19 protein-coding genes are annotated in these 15509 nt (G+C 46.4%); 18 read left to right on the top strand and 1 reads right to left on the bottom strand.

What is annotated here, in order from left to right:
* Positions 1-87 precede the first annotated feature (87 nt).
* The 6 genes from NST94_RS20110 to NST94_RS20085 all read left to right on the top strand — a co-directional run bounded on the left by NST94_RS20110 (position 88) and on the right by NST94_RS20085 (position 4674).
* Positions 88-507, top strand: a complete 420-nt coding sequence (locus NST94_RS20110) for a DUF2487 family protein (protein WP_076127523.1) — start codon at positions 88-90, stop codon at positions 505-507.
* 239 nt (positions 508-746) lie between these two features.
* Entirely contained in the window at positions 747-1301 is a 555-nt protein-coding gene (locus NST94_RS20105) for a ubiquinol-cytochrome c reductase iron-sulfur subunit (RefSeq protein ID WP_076127525.1), read from the top strand.
* Positions 1302-1306: 5 nt separating this feature from the next.
* On the top strand, positions 1307-1978 hold the full coding sequence (locus NST94_RS20100; RefSeq protein ID WP_036676266.1) for a cytochrome b6: 672 nt from the start codon (positions 1307-1309) through the stop codon (positions 1976-1978).
* 26 nt (positions 1979-2004) lie between these two features.
* Complete coding sequence (locus NST94_RS20095) at positions 2005-2877, top strand: menaquinol-cytochrome c reductase cytochrome b/c subunit (RefSeq protein WP_076134674.1); 873 nt, start codon at positions 2005-2007, stop codon at positions 2875-2877.
* A 91-nt stretch (positions 2878-2968) separates the two neighbouring features.
* Positions 2969-3616 carry a DUF1405 domain-containing protein gene (locus NST94_RS20090; RefSeq protein ID WP_051490910.1) on the top strand — a complete coding sequence of 216 codons (648 nt, stop codon included), beginning with the start codon at positions 2969-2971 and terminating at the stop codon, positions 3614-3616.
* A 155-nt stretch (positions 3617-3771) separates the two neighbouring features.
* On the top strand, positions 3772-4674 hold the full coding sequence (locus tag NST94_RS20085; protein ID WP_076302754.1) for a sporulation protein YpjB: 903 nt from the start codon (positions 3772-3774) through the stop codon (positions 4672-4674).
* A gap of 60 nt (positions 4675-4734) precedes the next feature.
* Here NST94_RS20085 and NST94_RS20080 read toward each other — a convergent pair whose 3' ends face one another.
* Positions 4735-5604, bottom strand: coding sequence for a YitT family protein (locus NST94_RS20080; RefSeq protein WP_076127532.1), 870 nt, complete (start codon positions 5602-5604; stop codon positions 4735-4737).
* A 167-nt stretch (positions 5605-5771) separates the two neighbouring features.
* Between NST94_RS20080 and NST94_RS20075 the strand changes: the two genes are divergently transcribed.
* From NST94_RS20075 to NST94_RS20020, 12 genes are all read left to right on the top strand, one after another.
* Positions 5772-6101, top strand: coding sequence for a nucleotide pyrophosphohydrolase (locus NST94_RS20075; RefSeq protein WP_036676271.1), 330 nt, complete (start codon positions 5772-5774; stop codon positions 6099-6101).
* 59 nt (positions 6102-6160) lie between these two features.
* The gene (locus NST94_RS20070; RefSeq protein WP_036676272.1) at positions 6161-6682 is read left to right on the top strand and encodes a tetratricopeptide repeat protein; all 522 of its coding nucleotides are present in this window, start codon (positions 6161-6163) and stop codon (positions 6680-6682) included.
* Between the two features lie 34 nt (positions 6683-6716).
* On the top strand, positions 6717-7520 hold the full coding sequence (gene dapB / locus NST94_RS20065) for a 4-hydroxy-tetrahydrodipicolinate reductase (RefSeq protein ID WP_036676273.1): 804 nt from the start codon (positions 6717-6719) through the stop codon (positions 7518-7520).
* 15 nt (positions 7521-7535) lie between these two features.
* On the top strand, positions 7536-7958 hold the full coding sequence (gene mgsA / locus NST94_RS20060) for a methylglyoxal synthase (RefSeq protein WP_036676275.1): 423 nt from the start codon (positions 7536-7538) through the stop codon (positions 7956-7958).
* Positions 7955-8647: a bacillithiol biosynthesis deacetylase BshB1 gene (gene bshB1 / locus NST94_RS20055; RefSeq protein ID WP_038572419.1), complete on the top strand. Its 693-nt coding sequence runs from the start codon at positions 7955-7957 to the stop codon at positions 8645-8647. Before mgsA ends, bshB1 begins: the two co-directional genes overlap by 4 nt.
* 236 nt (positions 8648-8883) lie before the next feature.
* Complete coding sequence (bshA, locus tag NST94_RS20050) at positions 8884-10044, top strand: N-acetyl-alpha-D-glucosaminyl L-malate synthase BshA (protein WP_339281204.1); 1161 nt, start codon at positions 8884-8886, stop codon at positions 10042-10044.
* Between the two features lie 10 nt (positions 10045-10054).
* Positions 10055-11416 carry a CCA tRNA nucleotidyltransferase gene (locus tag NST94_RS20045; RefSeq protein WP_339281203.1) on the top strand — a complete coding sequence of 454 codons (1362 nt, stop codon included), beginning with the start codon at positions 10055-10057 and terminating at the stop codon, positions 11414-11416.
* Complete coding sequence (locus tag NST94_RS20040; protein ID WP_076302752.1) at positions 11406-12206, top strand: biotin--[acetyl-CoA-carboxylase] ligase; 801 nt, start codon at positions 11406-11408, stop codon at positions 12204-12206. The genes NST94_RS20045 and NST94_RS20040 overlap by 11 nt, the downstream gene beginning before the upstream one ends.
* Positions 12207-12541: 335 nt before the next feature.
* The gene (gene panB / locus NST94_RS20035) at positions 12542-13408 is read left to right on the top strand and encodes a 3-methyl-2-oxobutanoate hydroxymethyltransferase (protein WP_076302751.1); all 867 of its coding nucleotides are present in this window, start codon (positions 12542-12544) and stop codon (positions 13406-13408) included.
* On the top strand, positions 13409-14299 hold the full coding sequence (gene panC / locus NST94_RS20030; protein ID WP_339281202.1) for a pantoate--beta-alanine ligase: 891 nt from the start codon (positions 13409-13411) through the stop codon (positions 14297-14299).
* Positions 14292-14675 carry an aspartate 1-decarboxylase gene (panD, locus tag NST94_RS20025; protein ID WP_036676288.1) on the top strand — a complete coding sequence of 128 codons (384 nt, stop codon included), beginning with the start codon at positions 14292-14294 and terminating at the stop codon, positions 14673-14675. The genes panC and panD overlap by 8 nt, the downstream gene beginning before the upstream one ends.
* A gap of 111 nt (positions 14676-14786) precedes the next feature.
* Positions 14787-15428 carry a hypothetical protein gene (locus tag NST94_RS20020; protein WP_076183993.1) on the top strand — a complete coding sequence of 214 codons (642 nt, stop codon included), beginning with the start codon at positions 14787-14789 and terminating at the stop codon, positions 15426-15428.
* The last annotated feature ends 81 nt before the right edge of the window (positions 15429-15509 follow it).

Below are 15509 nucleotides of genomic sequence, written 5' to 3'. Positions count from 1 at the left end.
TCCTTCAATATAATGGGTTCTATAACTTCAGGAAGCTTTGCGAAAGAACGGAAAAATTAACAATTATACATAGGGAGATGAATGGGAATGAAATTCAGCGATTTTGAGGTGGACACTTGGGAAGAAAATCAAAAATTCTATGATACATGTCTCATACCTTTTACAGGATTAAGTGGACTTGAGAGTCCTCCTGAGACCGTTCAGGCACTCGAAAGATTACGTAATTTCATGGATATGGTGGAAATACCGTTCAAGGGGCGGATCGTGACTTACCCAGCCATTCAGTACGCTGGAGAGGGCTATGTGAATTTAATTAATGAGATTTGCCAAAAAGTCAAATCCAGTGGTTTCCAGCATGTAGTGGTGTTGACAGCGGATGTACCTCTCCAAGAAAGCCAAATCTATGAAAGCGATTTAGTTCTCTCTCTGCCTATCATTGAGGCTTCTCAAGAAGGGAGGAATAACAGTGAAATTAGTATGAAAATTCAAGACATGTGGCGGGGATGAACTCCTTATAAATGTGACAGAAAATCAACAATTATAGGTTGAAACCGCTTTTTAGCCTGTCACAAATTAGACAATATTCTTGACGGGTTTTGGAGCCTAAGCTATTATTAGGTTGAATCCAAATGGTATGTGATGTATTTCATTGAAAAGATTTGAAAACGGATTATTTATATTGAGACATCTCTGATCGGACACCACAGATACTTTCTTATATCTTGAGAAGGGGGTTATATAACAGTATGAGCAGCCATAATGAACAACAGGAGACATGGCCTGAACAACCACCCAGCCGTAAAGAGATGTCGCGCAGGCAATTTTTGACCTACACGCTTGGTGGCGCCACTGCTTTTATGGGGGCGGGTACAATTCTCCCCATGGTCCGTTTTGTCGTGGATCCGATATTACATAAGAAGGGTGCTGGAGATTTTATCAAGGTTGCTGAGATAAGCAAAATCACCGAAGAGCCCCAGGAATTTACTTTTGAATTGAAACAGAAGGACGGATGGTACGACAGTACAGCGACACTCACTGCGTGGATCCGGAAAGACGCGAAGGGTGATATTTATGCGCTTTCACCGATTTGTAAACATTTGGGATGTACGGTCGGGTGGAACAACGATAAAGCTCATCCGGACGAATATCACTGCCCTTGCCATGGTGCACGTTATACAAAGCTTGGCAAAAATCTCGAAGTTGCTCCTAAGCCGCTTGACCAGTATAAAACGAAATTCGATAACGGGTGGGTGCTTTTGGGAGACATTGTGCCAAATACAGTAGCTCGTGAGGAGGCGTAGTTCTGATGTTTAAAAATGTCTATAACTGGATTGACGAACGTCTGGATGTTACGCCGATTTGGAGAGACGTGGCCGATCACGAGGTTCCTGAGCATGTTAATCCGGCCCATCATTTCTCTGCGTTCGTGTATTGCTTTGGCGGACTGACCTTTTTTATTACAGTCATACAGATTTTATCAGGTATGTTCTTAACGATGTATTATGTTCCGGACATTATTAATGCTTATGCTAGTGTTGAGTATTTGCAGACAAGTGTTGCATTTGGACAGATTGTCCGCGGGATGCATCACTGGGGCGCAAGTCTAGTAATTGTTATGATGTTCCTTCATACAATGCGCGTCTTCTTTACAGGCTCTTACAAAGCGCCGCGCGAGATGAACTGGGTAGTTGGAATGCTGATTTTCTTCGTAATGTTGGGACTTGGTTTAACAGGTTACTTGTTGCCTTGGGATAATAAAGCTTATTTCGCAACAAAGGTAACTCTTGAAATAGCCAATTCTGTTCCAGTGATGGGGCCGGTGCTGAAGGAACTGATGCAAGGTGGAACGATTGTTGGTGCCGAAACCTTAACTCGTTTTTTCGCATTACATGTATTCTTCCTCCCAGCGGTGCTTCTTAGTCTGCTCGTAGGACACTTTATTATGATCCGCAGACAAGGGATTTCCGGACCGTTGTAAGTTAATCTGAGAGAGGAGGAATACGGATGGCGCATGGAAACAATTCTAAGGAAAAGGTTGTATATGTCGGTGATTCCAGAGTTCGCAGAGGGAACGGATTTATCACACCTCCGGACTACACGGCTTACCCCGGCAAATCGGAAGCCTTTATCCCTAACTTTCTACTGAAGGAATGGATGGTCGGAGTCGTTGTACTTGTAGGAATATTAGTCCTTACTATTTCAGAGCCAGCTCCGCTAGGGTTTCCAGCAAATGCTAGTGCTACGGTTATCCCGATTCCTGACTGGTATTTCTTGTTCCTCTATCAGTATTTGAAGCTCCCATATGCTTCGGGCGATTATATCGTTCTGGGTACACTAGGAGTTACTGGTGTAGCTTTTGGTTCACTTCTGTTGGCTCCTTTTCTGGATACGGGTAGAGAGCGTCGCTTTTACCGTAGGCCGATTGCTTCATCTTTAATGTTCTTGTCACTTGCAGCAATTGTTTATTTGACCAATACAGCCTGGACTGAATACAAACATGAAATGGCTGAAACGGGTCAGATTCCTGAAGATGTTCAAAGGGAAGAAAAGGCGGCGGAGAACAGGGCAAAGGGTCTTCCGACCTCCAGTGCCGTTAAGCCAAAAGAAGTAGCGATTGTGGACAAGGATGATCCTGCTATGGGGCTCTTCAAGCAAGCCACTTGTATCTCCTGTCACGCAGCGGATTTGAAAGGGGCGGGCGGACCTTCACTTCGTGGAGTTGGAGACACTCATGACAAAGAAGCAATCCTTACTATTATAAAAGAGGGTCAAGGGCAGATGCCGAAAATGTACGATACCGCCTTGGGAGCAGGTCTATCAGAAGCGGATATTGATACATTGGCCGGCTGGCTTGCCAAACAAAAAAGCGAACAGTAAAATAATGATAACGCAACCTGATCGTGCATGCGGTCAGGTTTTTGTATGTCTAAATGCAAAGTGCCATTACTTGGGGAGGTTAATAATCTGTATGCCAGTTCATTGGTTTAACAAACTGTTTAAGAACCGGGGAATTATTTGGTTGTTATTTATCGTAAATTTCCTGGGTACAATTTATGGTTACATATGGTATGGCAATCAACTGGAGTTCACTGCGGCTAATTATCCACACTGGCTGCTTCCATTTGTTCCGGATAGTCCAACCGCAAGTTTGTTTTTTACCTTGGCTCTGTTGCTGATGCTCTTCCCTCCAAAAAGCTACACAGGAAACAATGTAAGGGAACTTATTGAGGCTTTGGCGGTCGTTACGTCAGTGAAGTACGGGATATGGGCAGTGAGTATTATTTTTGCCGGGGGTTATCACGGTGATGTTTTGGTTTGGAAAGATTGGATGCTGGTAATCTCCCATACGGGGATGGCAGTTGAAGCATTGATTTATGCAAGGTTTTTTTCTTTCCGCAAAATGATTCCATTAGCCCTGCTTTGGACACTCGCCAACGATATGCTGGATTATTCTTACGGAATCTATCCGTGGTTACCTTCTGTTTTGAACGATTATGTTATACAGGTACAGTACTTTACAATGGCGCTTACGCTGCTTAGTGTTGCAGCTGCTTGGTTGTTTAGTAGAAGACAAAGACCGGTAGAGTCAATCTATCAGTTCAAGAATAGACGTTAGTAAGCAGTTCTATCCCTTGTCCCCCTGCCATACATTTAGAATTATAAGAAGTATAAGTTTTATACTATGCTTTATCCTTATAATTTTACGAGAAACGAATATCGTCTTTAAAAGACGACAACGTCGTTTCTTCTTAAGTAGGAGGGGGATGTCTCATGCGCCGCGGAAGATATTATGTAGTGGTTGTTCTAGTATTCTGCTGGCTGCTGTCCAGTATGGATGTTGTAAAGGCTTCAGCAGCGCTAGGGGATGCTGGTGAAGGGTCTGGCAAAGCTTCGAAGCAAAGCGCCGACGTTAGTTCGGGCAACGGTTTGGCAGTAATGAGCGGAAAGACTGGAGCGCAGCAGCTGGAACAAGCTGCTGAGGCATTGTATGGGAATGTTTTGGAAGGAGATGTAATGAAGGTCCGACAGGAGACCGAAGCGATCTCCAAGATCTTTGTGTCCTCATCCTTTGAAGGAATGACCTCTGTGGAGGGTATTAATGCATTGTCAGGGGTCATTATGGACCTGAAGGCTACCGTGGCAGGCGCGAAAATAAATCCACAGCAATGGGAAGCGGCAGCCGCCAAGCTACGTCTAGCTGCCAACAGTCTTAATCATCCGCGCCAGCCTATTTGGCTTCAGTACTACAAGCTGATTCGTGAGGATCTAAATGCGATGGAGCAAAGTGCGGTTGCGAATGATTTGGCGGGCTGGAAAACAGCTCTGGAAAGACTGCAGGGCAGGTATGATAACATCCGGCCGGCAGTGATTGTCTCCCGCCAGCCTGAAGTTGTGAATGCTTTTGATTCCTGGCTCTCATATGCGGCCGGCATTCCTTCGTCCTCACAAAAGGTTGAACGTGCCCGCCTGCTTGAAATTGTATCTTATGGTCAGGATGCGGTAAGAGTAATGTTCGGAAAAGAGAAGGATGAACCTGCTTTGTCCTTGCCGCTGGCATCGCAAGAATTTGGGATTTGGGGAGGGTTAGCCGCAAGCTTCATTATAGCTGCGTTAGCCTATGTAGCCTATCGCAAGTATCGTGGTCAGAATCAGAATTGGAAGCCGATTCCGTAGGATGAAATTATAAACAGCAAAAAGGAGTGTGGGCTTGAAATGGCCTACACTCCTTTTTATTTAGGTTTCTCGAAAGCCTTCTCCATGTACGTCGTGTACATCACTAATAATTACGAAGGCGCGTGGATCAACGGATTTGACCAGCAGACTTAGCCGGCGGATTTCTTGCCTTGAGACTACACAGTACACCATATATTTGGCTTGCTTGGAATAAGCACCAATGGCAGGGATGAGGGTTACACCACGGTCCATTTCGGCTGTAATCAGATCGGCAATTTGTGGTGCTTCATCACTGATAATTGTAAATGCCTTGGCAGCATAGGCGCCTTCTTGGATAAAATCTATAACTCGTGATGAGATAAAAACTGCGACGAGTGTGTAAAGTATTTTTTCTTTAGGAATGTAGAGGATGGAAGAGCCAATAATAATAATGTCGATGGCCAAAATAATCTGCCCCATGCTCCAACCAAAATTCCGTCCCAGAATTCTTGCGACAATATCTACACCACCTGTTGTACCCCCAAAACGGAATACAAGCCCAAGCCCCGTTCCAAGCGTTACTCCTGCATACAGTGCCGCAAGAATAAAGTCGTGTTCGGTACTGAAGGGGATAATCCATCCCGCAGTAATCATTCGTTCGAAAACCCACAGGAAAAAGGTCAATGCCCCAATCCCTACACCTGTATACACAATTTGCCGCCCGCCTAGAACTTTCCAGCCTAGCAGAAACAAAGGAAGATTGATCAGCAGTGTGGATAAAAAGATGGGAATACTAAAGGCATAATTAAGGAGAAGTGTGATCCCGGTTACGCCGCCTTCCATCAACTGATTAGGAATGATGAAATACAGTAGCCCGAAGGCATATACTGCGGCTCCGAGCAAGATGGGAGCGACTGTCTTGCTGATTGTAATTACCTTTTTTGAATTCATGAAATCCCTCGTTAGGCCTTTTGTAGGCAGTTTTTCTTTTCCTATAATAAGTATACCTTTTCTTGCGTGTGTTAAAATATTCAAAAAAGATTGTCTTCAAAACGTCTTTACGATAACATAGGGGCAAACAGAAGGCAAGATATACAGAGGGGGAGAAGTTACATTTTATGGACAAAAGTCTTGGTGACATACAGCGTGAAGTAGACGCTTATATATCGCAGTTTAAGGAAGGGTACTTCAGTCCACTCTCTATGCTGGCCCGCATGTCCGAGGAAGTCGGAGAACTGGCTAGAGAGGTCAATCATGAGTTCGGCGAGAAGCCTAAGAAGTCTGATGAAGCTGAGAATTCCATTGAACTTGAACTGGGAGATATTCTGTTTATTACCGTTTGTTTTGCAAATTCTCTCGGGATAGACCTGACGGAAGCGCATAATAAGGTAATGCATAAATTTAATACCCGTGATGCGGGACGTTGGACGCCGAAAGACACCGATTAGGCCTCTATAACATATGCTGTACCAAACGAACGGGATTTAGCCGTGAGGATGGTGTGTATATGGATCATAAGGATTATGTAAGAGAGGCCTACCGCTCGATATTGCGCAGTGACTTTGCCGAAGCTATTGTTTGCTTCGAGTCTGCAATTGCAGCAAGCCCTGCTGATGCCGAGGTTAGATATCGTTGTTCCATAACGTATGCCCGCAGTGGTATGCTAGATAAAGCTTTAGTTCATGCTCAGGCTGCTGTAAAGCTGGACACCAGCAAACCTGAGTATAGTCTGCATCTGCAGCATTTGCAGGCTATGATGCATGTACAAGAAGCCAAACGGTTGATAGAAGATGAAGATAACAAAACTCGCAACCCTTATCATCCGATTACACTGCTCAAAGAGGCTATTACCCTTGATCCATTATATGGGGATGCTTATGTATGGCTTGCTATCGCGCATAGCCGAGTGAATGAACATTTACAAGCTATGACTGCCTTAAAAGAAGTGATTTCGTTACATCCGGATGATTCTGGCTTGCGGGAATTGATGAGAGACCTTCAGAAATCCATACAATCGTATATGCAATAACTATATAACTAGTGAGAGCGAGGATGGAAAAAATATGAATAACAAGATCAGGGTCGTTGTATCCGGCGCAGGCGGAAGAATGGGTAAAGAGGTTGTTAAACTTGTATTGCAGGACGAAGAGCTGGAGTTAGCAGCAGCAGTAGATCGTTCTTCGGGCGATATTGATGCAGGGCGTCTGGTAGGTCTGGAAGACTCAGGCGTTATTGTAACTTCTGATCTTGAGGCCGCCCTCGCGGGAAGCAACGGAGATGTCCTTGTCGATTTCACTACACCGCAGTCAGCGTATACGAATACAGCGCTAGCTATTAAGTACGGAGTGCGTCCGGTTATCGGTACAACCGGATTCACACCGGAGCAGATGGTGGAACTGGACAAGCAGTGTCAAGAACAGGGGATTGGCGGACTTATTGCTCCGAATTTCTCCATTGGAGCTATTCTATTGATGAAATTTGCGGCACAAGCTTCAAAGTACTTCCCGCATCTGGAAATTATAGAGTATCATGGTGACCAGAAACTGGATGCTCCATCCGGAACTGCGGTCAAAACCGCAGAGATGATTTCGGAAGTTCGTGAGGAACTTCGTCAAGGTAATCCTAAAGAGGAAGAAACCATTGAAGGTGCCCGTGGTGGTTACTATAACGGATTCCGGATACATAGTGTCCGTCTTCCTGGCGTGTTTGCTCAAGAAGAAGTGATTTTTGGTGGATTCGGACAATCCTTGAAGATTCGCCATGATTCTTATGAGCGTGCAGGATATATGCCAGGCGTTAAGATGGGTATTGAAAAGGTAATGGGATATACAGGCTTGATCTATGGATTCGAGCACTTTATAGAATAGACAGGAGAGAACACCATGTTAAAGATCGCATTTATTGCCCACGATCGTAAAAAAGATGAAATCGTAAATTTTGTATTAGCTTATGAACATGTATTTGAAGGTCATGAACTATTTTCTACAGGGACTACTGGCCAACGGATTATGGATGTAACTAACTTAAAAATTCATCGTTACATGTCTGGTCCATTAGGTGGAGATCAGCAAATCGGTGCAATGGTAGCACAGGATGAACTGGATCTTATTATTTTCATGCGGGATCCATTAATGGCGCAGCCACATGAACCTGATATTTCAGCTCTGCTTCGTTTGTGTGACGTATACGGGATACCGGTAGCTACGAATATTGCCACAGCGGAGGTTCTTGTGAAGGCGATTGATCGTGGTGATTTTGCTTGGCGTGCACTGGTTCACAAATACAAACCAGGTGTTGATGAATGAAGCTGGACATTCTTGTATTTGGTGCGCATGCAGATGATGCGGAGATTGGTATGGCAGGAACAATTGCGAAACATACCGCTGCGGGACTTAAGGTGGGACTTTGCGATTTAACAGCCGCGGAAATGTCATCGAACGGTACAGTAGAACTTCGCAAGCAAGAAGCGCAGCAAGCTGCAGACCTTCTCGGAGCATCCGTGCGGACAAACCTGGGTCTGCCAGATAGAGGGCTTTTTATTACAGCAGAGCATGTGGCGGCTGTGACTGCTGAAATTCGCCGCTTTTCTCCTACGATAGTTTTTGCTCCTTATTGGGAGGATCGTCATCCCGATCATATCGCCTGTAGCAAGCTGGTGGAAGAGGCTGTGTTTAATGCCAAGCTACGTAAATATATGCCGGACAAGCCGGCAATTCCTGCTCCACAGCTGTACTTCTATTTTATCAATGATTTAGGACGTACCGATCTTATTGTTGATGTTACTGAACAATATGGCTTGAAGGAGCAGGCATTGTCCTGCTATCGCTCGCAGTTCACCAAACCTCCGGGTGAGGATGCTGTATCCACACCGTTAACGGAAGGCTACATTGAACGAGTCCGTTCGAGAGATATGCTGCTTGGCCAGCGCAGGCTGATTCCTTATGCAGAAGGGTTTGCAACCAAGGTACCTCATACGGTGGAATTGTTTACTTAAGGAACGGATATAACGAAGTTTGTATGATAATATAATAAGCTGATTATGATTGATCCAGGAGCGCTTGGAATGAATACGCCATTGCGCTCCTGAGAGCTTTTTTTGAACAGCTTAGAGAAATGAAGTCCTGTGTGATTTTGAAAGAAACGGTGTTCGCTTCGCTTTTTTGAAAGCGGCCGACAAACAATAGATGATTCATTACACGAATCAATACTGGAGAAGAAGGAGACAGGAAGATGGATCATATGCTAAAAATAGGAATTACCTGTTATCCGTCTCTTGGCGGTTCAGGCGTAGTTGCGACTGAATTAGGTAAACTCTTGGCCGAGAAGGGTCATGAAGTTCATTTTATTACACATAGTATCCCGTTCCGGTTGGGAACGTTTCAGAAAAATATTTTTTACCATGAGGTAGAAGTAAACGATTATTATGTATTCCGCTATCCCCCGTACGATCTAGCGCTTGCTACGAAGATGGCTCAGGTTGCCAAAATGCAAAATCTGGACCTTCTCCATGTTCACTATGCAGTGCCACACGCAGTGTGTGCTTTCCTTGCAAAGCAAATGCTTGGGAACGATATGAAGGTTGTAACTACGTTGCATGGTACGGATATAACGGTGCTTGGTCAGGATGAATCGCTTAAAGATTTGATTCGTCTGGGGATTAATGAAAGTGATGCCGTTACGGCGGTCTCTCAGGATCTTATTAGAGAAACACGGGACGTACTCGATATTACCCGCGACATTGATCTCACTTATAACTTCGTGGATCATCGGGTCTATTATCCGCGTGATGTAACGGATCTGCGGGGAGATTTCGCAGCGCCTGATGAAAAGATTCTGATGCATATCAGTAATTTCCGTCCTGTAAAAAGAGTCAGCGATGTTGTTGACGTTTTTGCCAAAGTGAATCGTGAACTGCCTTCACGCCTGCTGCTTGTAGGTGAAGGTCCGGATCTTCCCAAAATTCAAGCCAAAATTAGCGAAATGGGTCTGGAAGATAAAGTTCGTTTTCTGGGAAGGCAGGATGAAATCGCTCAGGTGATCTCTTTAGCTGATCTGCTTCTGCTACCTTCCGAGAAGGAAAGCTTTGGTCTGGTTGCTCTGGAAGCAATGGCTTGCGGCGTACCGACGATTGGCTCGCAAACCGGAGGCATCCCTGAGCTTATAGAGCATGGAAAGACTGGATTCCTTGCACCGATTGGCGATACAACGGCTATGGCTAAATATGCAGTTAAGCTCCTGTCGGATGAACGTATGGTGCAACAGTTCAGAGAAGCTTGTTTACAAACAGCCTGCAAAGATTTCTGTAAGGATTCGATAACGAAACAATATGAAGATATTTATTACCGGGTGCTGGGGCGCAAGGTACTTGGACTGGACCCAGTTCGGGGGTAAGGAGTCATATATGGAATGGACAATGGCACCTTCTGCGATGGCAATTGCAGCGGAGATTGTAATTTCCGAGTTAACCCAAAATGGTCACGAGGCTTATTGGGTTGGAGGATGTATTCGCGATGAGCTATTGGGTAGGCCAGTGCATGATATGGATATTACAACCTCAGCACTGCCAGAGGAAGTGATAGCTATCTTTGCGCGCAGTGTGCCAACAGGATTAGCTCATGGTACGGTCACCGTGATACAGGATGGTTGTGGGTTTGAAGTGACGACATACCGGACAGAGAGTGGTTATGTAGACCATCGTCGTCCAGAGCATGTTTTTTTCGTCAACGATGTGAAGGAGGATCTTCGTCGTCGTGATTTCACGATCAACGCGATTTGCTGTGGATTAAATGGGGAACTTATTGATCCTTTTGAGGGTGAGAAGGATCTACAGCTGCAGGTGATTCGCTGTGTAGGCGATGCGGAGGAGCGGTTTGACGAAGATGCACTTCGTATGCTTCGCTGCATTCGTTTTGCATCGGTGCTGGATTTCTCCATCGCGAAGAACACGTGGAGGGGCCTGATGCGCCAGCGGGATAAGCTGGCGCATATTGCTGTGGAGCGTGTCCGCGCGGAGCTGGACCGTATCGTCGAGGGGCCGCATCCTCTGCGCGGCCTCGGCATGCTAGCGCGCTGCGAGCTGCTGGCGCGCGGCAAAGCCCCGTTCCCCTGGACCGGAACCGATATGGCGGCTGCCGCCGCCTCAACGGCCGGGATCGGGGAACTGGAGAGCGCCCGCCTGCGGTGGGCGCTTCTCCTCCATGCCCTGAAGCAATCGGCCCAAGAGGCCGATGTGCTGCTGCGGGCATGGACGTTCTCGGGGACGACGCGGAGCGGCGTCGTCCAGGTGCTTCGGGTCCGCGAAGCTTGGACCGCTGCAATAGAGGCCATGCCGCCGGGTACGGGCGGCATGGAAGGTCTGCGGCGGCAATGGATCGCCGCCGTGCTGGCCTTCGGCGTGGAAGCTGCCGAAGCGTGGCTCTCGCTGCTGGCGATCCTGCCAGCCGCCGCACCTGCGCTTCCCGCTGTGGTTTCAACAGCGGCTTCTTCTGTCTTTTCCGTCGTGGAATCGTCAGAGGCCTCAACCTCACCTGCCACTGTAAATGTACAAGCGGCAAGAGAATGGATCGCTCAAATGCCGCTAACCAGCCTTTCAGAGCTTGAGATTACAGGCAATGAGCTGGTGGAGGCTTTGGATAAACGTCCGGGACCATGGCTAGGCAAAATGTTAAATGGACTCCTGCAAGCGGTCGCTTCAGGTGATTTACCTAACGATAAACAATTATTGCTGCTTGAAGCAAAAAGGATGGATGGACATGAGCGATGATAAAGCGCTGTCGCTAACTGAGCTGAAGCGAGAGACCTCCGCTTCGAATTGGGTAGGTGACATTCAGTTGCTGGAATCTGTGGTGTCCACTCAAGAAGAAGCTAAGTTTTTAGCGGAAAACGGCGCGCCGGAAGGGACAACAGTCATCGCGGAGGAACAGACGGGTGCCCGCGGCCGAATGGGAAGAAAGTGGTTTTCTCCCCGTGGCAAGGGCATTTGGATGAGTATTGTGTTACGGCCCCAATTACCCTTGTCGGTGACTCCGCAGCTGACATTGCTGGCTGGGGTTGCCGTCTGTAAGGCAATTCGACGGGTAACAGGTGTAGATGCCGGCATTAAATGGCCGAATGATCTGCTCGCAGGCGGTCGTAAGATTTGTGGGATTTTACTCGAATCTTCTCTAAGAGAAGGGGAGCTTCATTATTGCATTGCTGGAATTGGCATTTCCGCGAACATGACAGAGGAAGATTATCCTGATCATCTGCAGGAGGTCGCGACTTCACTTCGGATTGAGCGGGGTGGTGCTCCAGTTGACCGTTCTGAGCTGGTAAAAGCGGTTTTGGACGAGCTGGAGATGCATTACAATTTGTACATGAAGCAAGGTTTTAAACCCATCAAAGAGCTCTGGGAGTCCATGTCAGTGACTTTGGGTCGCCAGATCGCACTCAATAGCTCTCAGGGGCGTTCTGAAGGTGTGGTAGTAGGTTTGGATGAAATGGGGGGTCTGCTGCTTAAAAACAGCTTGGGAGAGATCTCTAACGTATGCTCAGGTGAGATTGAACTTTTATAATATTTTTTATATGACAAGGGTATCATCCCTTGTCATATTTTTTTCGTGTAATTCCGAGCTTTTTTTGTTATACTATGGGTCGGAGGCGGTATCGTTTATCGAACTGTACTCTTGAACTGAAGAACTTTTTTATATTTTTATTATTGGAAATACCTTCATAACTGCGTTTGACGGTTACGTTGGATTCTGCTCTGAGCCGTAAGGACCGAGACAGAAGGGACGATCGCAAGTGACTCTTTTTTGCCCTTCGGACCTTTTTAGCAAATGATTGCTAAAAGGTTTTTTTGTTGCGATTTTTACGGGCAGGTTACTTAAAAAGGAGGACGAAAAGAGAAATGGCAAACAAACAAGCGCTAAATATTGTGAAAATGAAAAAAATGAAAGCAGAAGGTGTGCCACTGAGCATGCTGACCGCTTATGATTATCCGTCTGCAGTTCTTGCAGAAGAAGCAGGTATCGACCTTATTTTGGTTGGTGACTCTCTTGGGAATGTAGTCCTTGGATACGATACAACTTTACCGGTAACGATTGAAGATATGGTGTATCATACCCGCTCGGTAACTCGAGGAGCACAAAGCACCTTTATCGTGGCGGATATGCCATTTATGACTTATCACGGAAGTGTAGATGAAACTCTGCGGGGTGTGCGCAGATTAATGCAGGAAGGGCGGGCTCATGCCGTCAAAATGGAAGGCGGACTCGAGATTTGTGATACTGTAGCTACGGTTGTAGCTGCGGGAGTCCCTGTACTGGGACATATCGGGCTTACTCCGCAATCTGTGAATATGATTGGTGGCTACCGGATTCAAGGCAAAGATGCCAAAGATGCGCAACGCCTGATGGATGAAGCTAAGGCGCTTGAGGCCGCAGGTGCTTTTGCAATCGTTCTGGAGCTGGTAACGGAAGAAGTAGCCCAAGCGATCTCTGAAGCGCTTAGCATCCCAACCATTGGTATCGGTGCAGGCCGTTACTGTGATGGACAGGTATTGGTTTTCCATGATTTGCTGCGGTATGCCTCACCTTACCGTGAGAAACGTTTTGTCAAAACCTATGCGGAAGTGGGTAATGTAATCCGTGAGGGCATCAGCCAATATGTGAAGGAAGTGAAGGAACGTTCCTTCCCAGATGAAGACCACGTTTTTAATGCAGATGAAACGGTTTTGGAATCTTTATATGGCGCTGCAAGAAAGGAAGGGAAATAAATGAGAGTCGTCAGAAGCATTGAGCAGCTGCGCGAAGCTTTGGAGTATATGAGACAAGGTGGCCACACCCCGATTGGGTTCGTTCCTACAATGGGATATTTGCATGACGGACATGCCAGTCTGCTTCGCCGGGCTGGAGAAATGAGCAACACAGTGGTAATGAGCATTTTTGTGAATCCTTTGCAATTCGGGCCAAACGAGGATTATGATTCCTATCCGCGTGACGAGCGTCGTGATTTGGAACTCGCTGAACGTGAGGGAGTAGATATTGTATTTATCCCCAGTGTGGAAGAAATGTATCCGCAGCCTACTCGGACTACGGTCTCGGTCTCGGGGCTTACTACCCGGCTTTGTGGGGCTTCCCGCCCTGGGCATTTTGATGGTGTAACCACAGTGGTTAATAAATTCTTCAATATCGTACAGCCGGATTATGCTTTCTTTGGGCTGAAGGATGCTCAACAAGTTGCTGTGCTTCGCCGAATGGTGTACGATCTTAATATGAATGTCGAAATTATTCCTTGTCCGATCGTTCGTGAAGGGGATGGACTTGCACTTAGCTCACGTAACGTATTCTTGACTCCAGAGGAGCGTAGTCAGGCATTGGTGTTATCTCGTTCCTTACGTGAAGCACGTCAGTCCATTGAAGAAGGAAAAGTAACAACCGTTGCTGAAGTGCGGGAATTGTTGACATCGGTTATTTCCAGCTCTCCTTTAGCGGTGATTGATTACGCGGAGATCTTAACATTCCCGGATCTTGAAGGATTAGAGGATGAAGCTCTTTTATCAGAAGTGGATGGGGAAATTATTATAGCGCTCGCCGTAAAGTTTGGCAGAACACGCTTGATTGATAATAATGTATTTATTCCAAAGGAGGTTGCTGCACTTGTTTAGACATATGATGAAATCCAAAATTCACCGCGCAACAGTAACGGAAGCGAATTTGAACTATGTGGGCAGTATTACCATTGATGAGAGCTTGATGGAAGCCGCGGACATTCTTGAGAATGAAAAAGTTCAAATTGTGGATAACAACAATGGTTCACGACTGGAAACCTATGTAATCCCTGGACCGCGTGGAAGCGGAGTGATCTGTCTTAATGGTGCCGCAGCTCGTCTTGTTCAGCCGGGCGATACAGTAATTATCATTTCCTATGCGATGTTGTCCTCGGAAGAACTGGAGTCACATAAGCCAACGGTGGTATTCGTGGATGAGAATAACAAACCAGTGAAGCTGGCTGATCATGAATTGCATGCTACAATCGCTTAATGTATGGACTTACGCCATGTAATGAATGGCAGGGATGAAAGACCCCGATCTCGCAGAAAATGAAGTCAGGCAAGCTGAACTGATTTCATCTTCAGTAAGGGGGGATCGCCCATGTTTCAACATTTGTTTGCTGAAATGAACAAGGTGCTTCAGGAGATCGTAACAGATTACCCTACAGCGGAGGGTGCCCGCCGGAACGAGCTTTTATGCAATTATAATATGCTGCATAGACTGAGCGATAAAGTGATGGATGAATGGCTCGCTTTTGCTGAGAAGCTTAGTTCCTTTCGCGAAAGTGCTGATTTTACAGCAGAGGTCGAAGAGGAAGTGCCGGAACAGGAAGCACCAGAGCTGTGTATGGATTGCTTTGTAAGAGGTCAGGGGTATTATAAGCTGCTGATGTATGGAAAGTGTATTGATCAGTTTAAAGAAGTTATTGCGCAATACCCGGATAGCTTGGCTGCTCGATTATATTTAGCCATCTCTTATCTGCAGGAAGGTGACGGTGAGGCCGCTTGGAGTCATCTGAACCATATGCTGGGCTTGATACGGGAAACCAAGCTGAAAGCCATGGTTTATAATGCTTTAGGGTGCATACGAGCCTCACAGGAACGTTTCAATGAAGCGCAGGAATTGTTTGATCTTGCTTTGCAGCATGACCCTGCGCTTCCGGAACCAAACGTTAACTTAGAGGTATGCCGCCGTCGTGGAGGGAAGCTGCACTTTGGAAATCAGCTGGTTTCCCTTTTGTAAAAGAATAACGGTTTTGGAAATTTCCATTCAAGCGATGCATCCCCTGAACCAGTGGTGTGCATCGCCTTTTTTCGCAACTTC

It is taken from the genome of Paenibacillus sp. FSL H8-0282 (genome assembly GCF_037963825.1).
Classification (GTDB): domain Bacteria; phylum Bacillota; class Bacilli; order Paenibacillales; family Paenibacillaceae; genus Paenibacillus_AQ; species Paenibacillus_AQ odorifer.
This window is presented reverse-complemented; position numbering and strand designations above follow the sequence as displayed.

Excerpts from the sequence above, each read along its gene's own strand:
- panB (WP_076302751.1), top strand. The coding sequence starts at position 12,542 with ATGGCAAACAAACAAGCGCTAAATATTGTGAAAATGAAAAAAATGAAA.
- NST94_RS20075 (WP_036676271.1), top strand. The coding sequence starts at position 5,772 with ATGGACAAAAGTCTTGGTGACATACAGCGTGAAGTAGACGCTTATATA.
- NST94_RS20070 (WP_036676272.1), top strand. The coding sequence starts at position 6,161 with ATGGATCATAAGGATTATGTAAGAGAGGCCTACCGCTCGATATTGCGC.
- NST94_RS20100 (WP_036676266.1), top strand. The coding sequence starts at position 1,307 with ATGTTTAAAAATGTCTATAACTGGATTGACGAACGTCTGGATGTTACG.
- NST94_RS20090 (WP_051490910.1), top strand. The coding sequence starts at position 2,969 with ATGCCAGTTCATTGGTTTAACAAACTGTTTAAGAACCGGGGAATTATT.
- NST94_RS20080 (WP_076127532.1), bottom strand. The coding sequence starts at position 5,604 with ATGAATTCAAAAAAGGTAATTACAATCAGCAAGACAGTCGCTCCCATC.
- NST94_RS20085 (WP_076302754.1), top strand. The coding sequence starts at position 3,772 with ATGCGCCGCGGAAGATATTATGTAGTGGTTGTTCTAGTATTCTGCTGG.
- dapB (WP_036676273.1), top strand. The coding sequence starts at position 6,717 with ATGAATAACAAGATCAGGGTCGTTGTATCCGGCGCAGGCGGAAGAATG.
- NST94_RS20095 (WP_076134674.1), top strand. The coding sequence starts at position 2,005 with ATGGCGCATGGAAACAATTCTAAGGAAAAGGTTGTATATGTCGGTGAT.
- mgsA (WP_036676275.1), top strand. The coding sequence starts at position 7,536 with ATGTTAAAGATCGCATTTATTGCCCACGATCGTAAAAAAGATGAAATC.
- NST94_RS20110 (WP_076127523.1), top strand. The coding sequence starts at position 88 with ATGAAATTCAGCGATTTTGAGGTGGACACTTGGGAAGAAAATCAAAAA.
- NST94_RS20020 (WP_076183993.1), top strand. The coding sequence starts at position 14,787 with ATGTTTCAACATTTGTTTGCTGAAATGAACAAGGTGCTTCAGGAGATC.
- NST94_RS20105 (WP_076127525.1), top strand. The coding sequence starts at position 747 with ATGAGCAGCCATAATGAACAACAGGAGACATGGCCTGAACAACCACCC.
- panC (WP_339281202.1), top strand. The coding sequence starts at position 13,409 with ATGAGAGTCGTCAGAAGCATTGAGCAGCTGCGCGAAGCTTTGGAGTAT.
- NST94_RS20045 (WP_339281203.1), top strand. The coding sequence starts at position 10,055 with ATGGAATGGACAATGGCACCTTCTGCGATGGCAATTGCAGCGGAGATT.
- NST94_RS20040 (WP_076302752.1), top strand. The coding sequence starts at position 11,406 with ATGAGCGATGATAAAGCGCTGTCGCTAACTGAGCTGAAGCGAGAGACC.
- bshA (WP_339281204.1), top strand. The coding sequence starts at position 8,884 with ATGGATCATATGCTAAAAATAGGAATTACCTGTTATCCGTCTCTTGGC.
- bshB1 (WP_038572419.1), top strand. The coding sequence starts at position 7,955 with ATGAAGCTGGACATTCTTGTATTTGGTGCGCATGCAGATGATGCGGAG.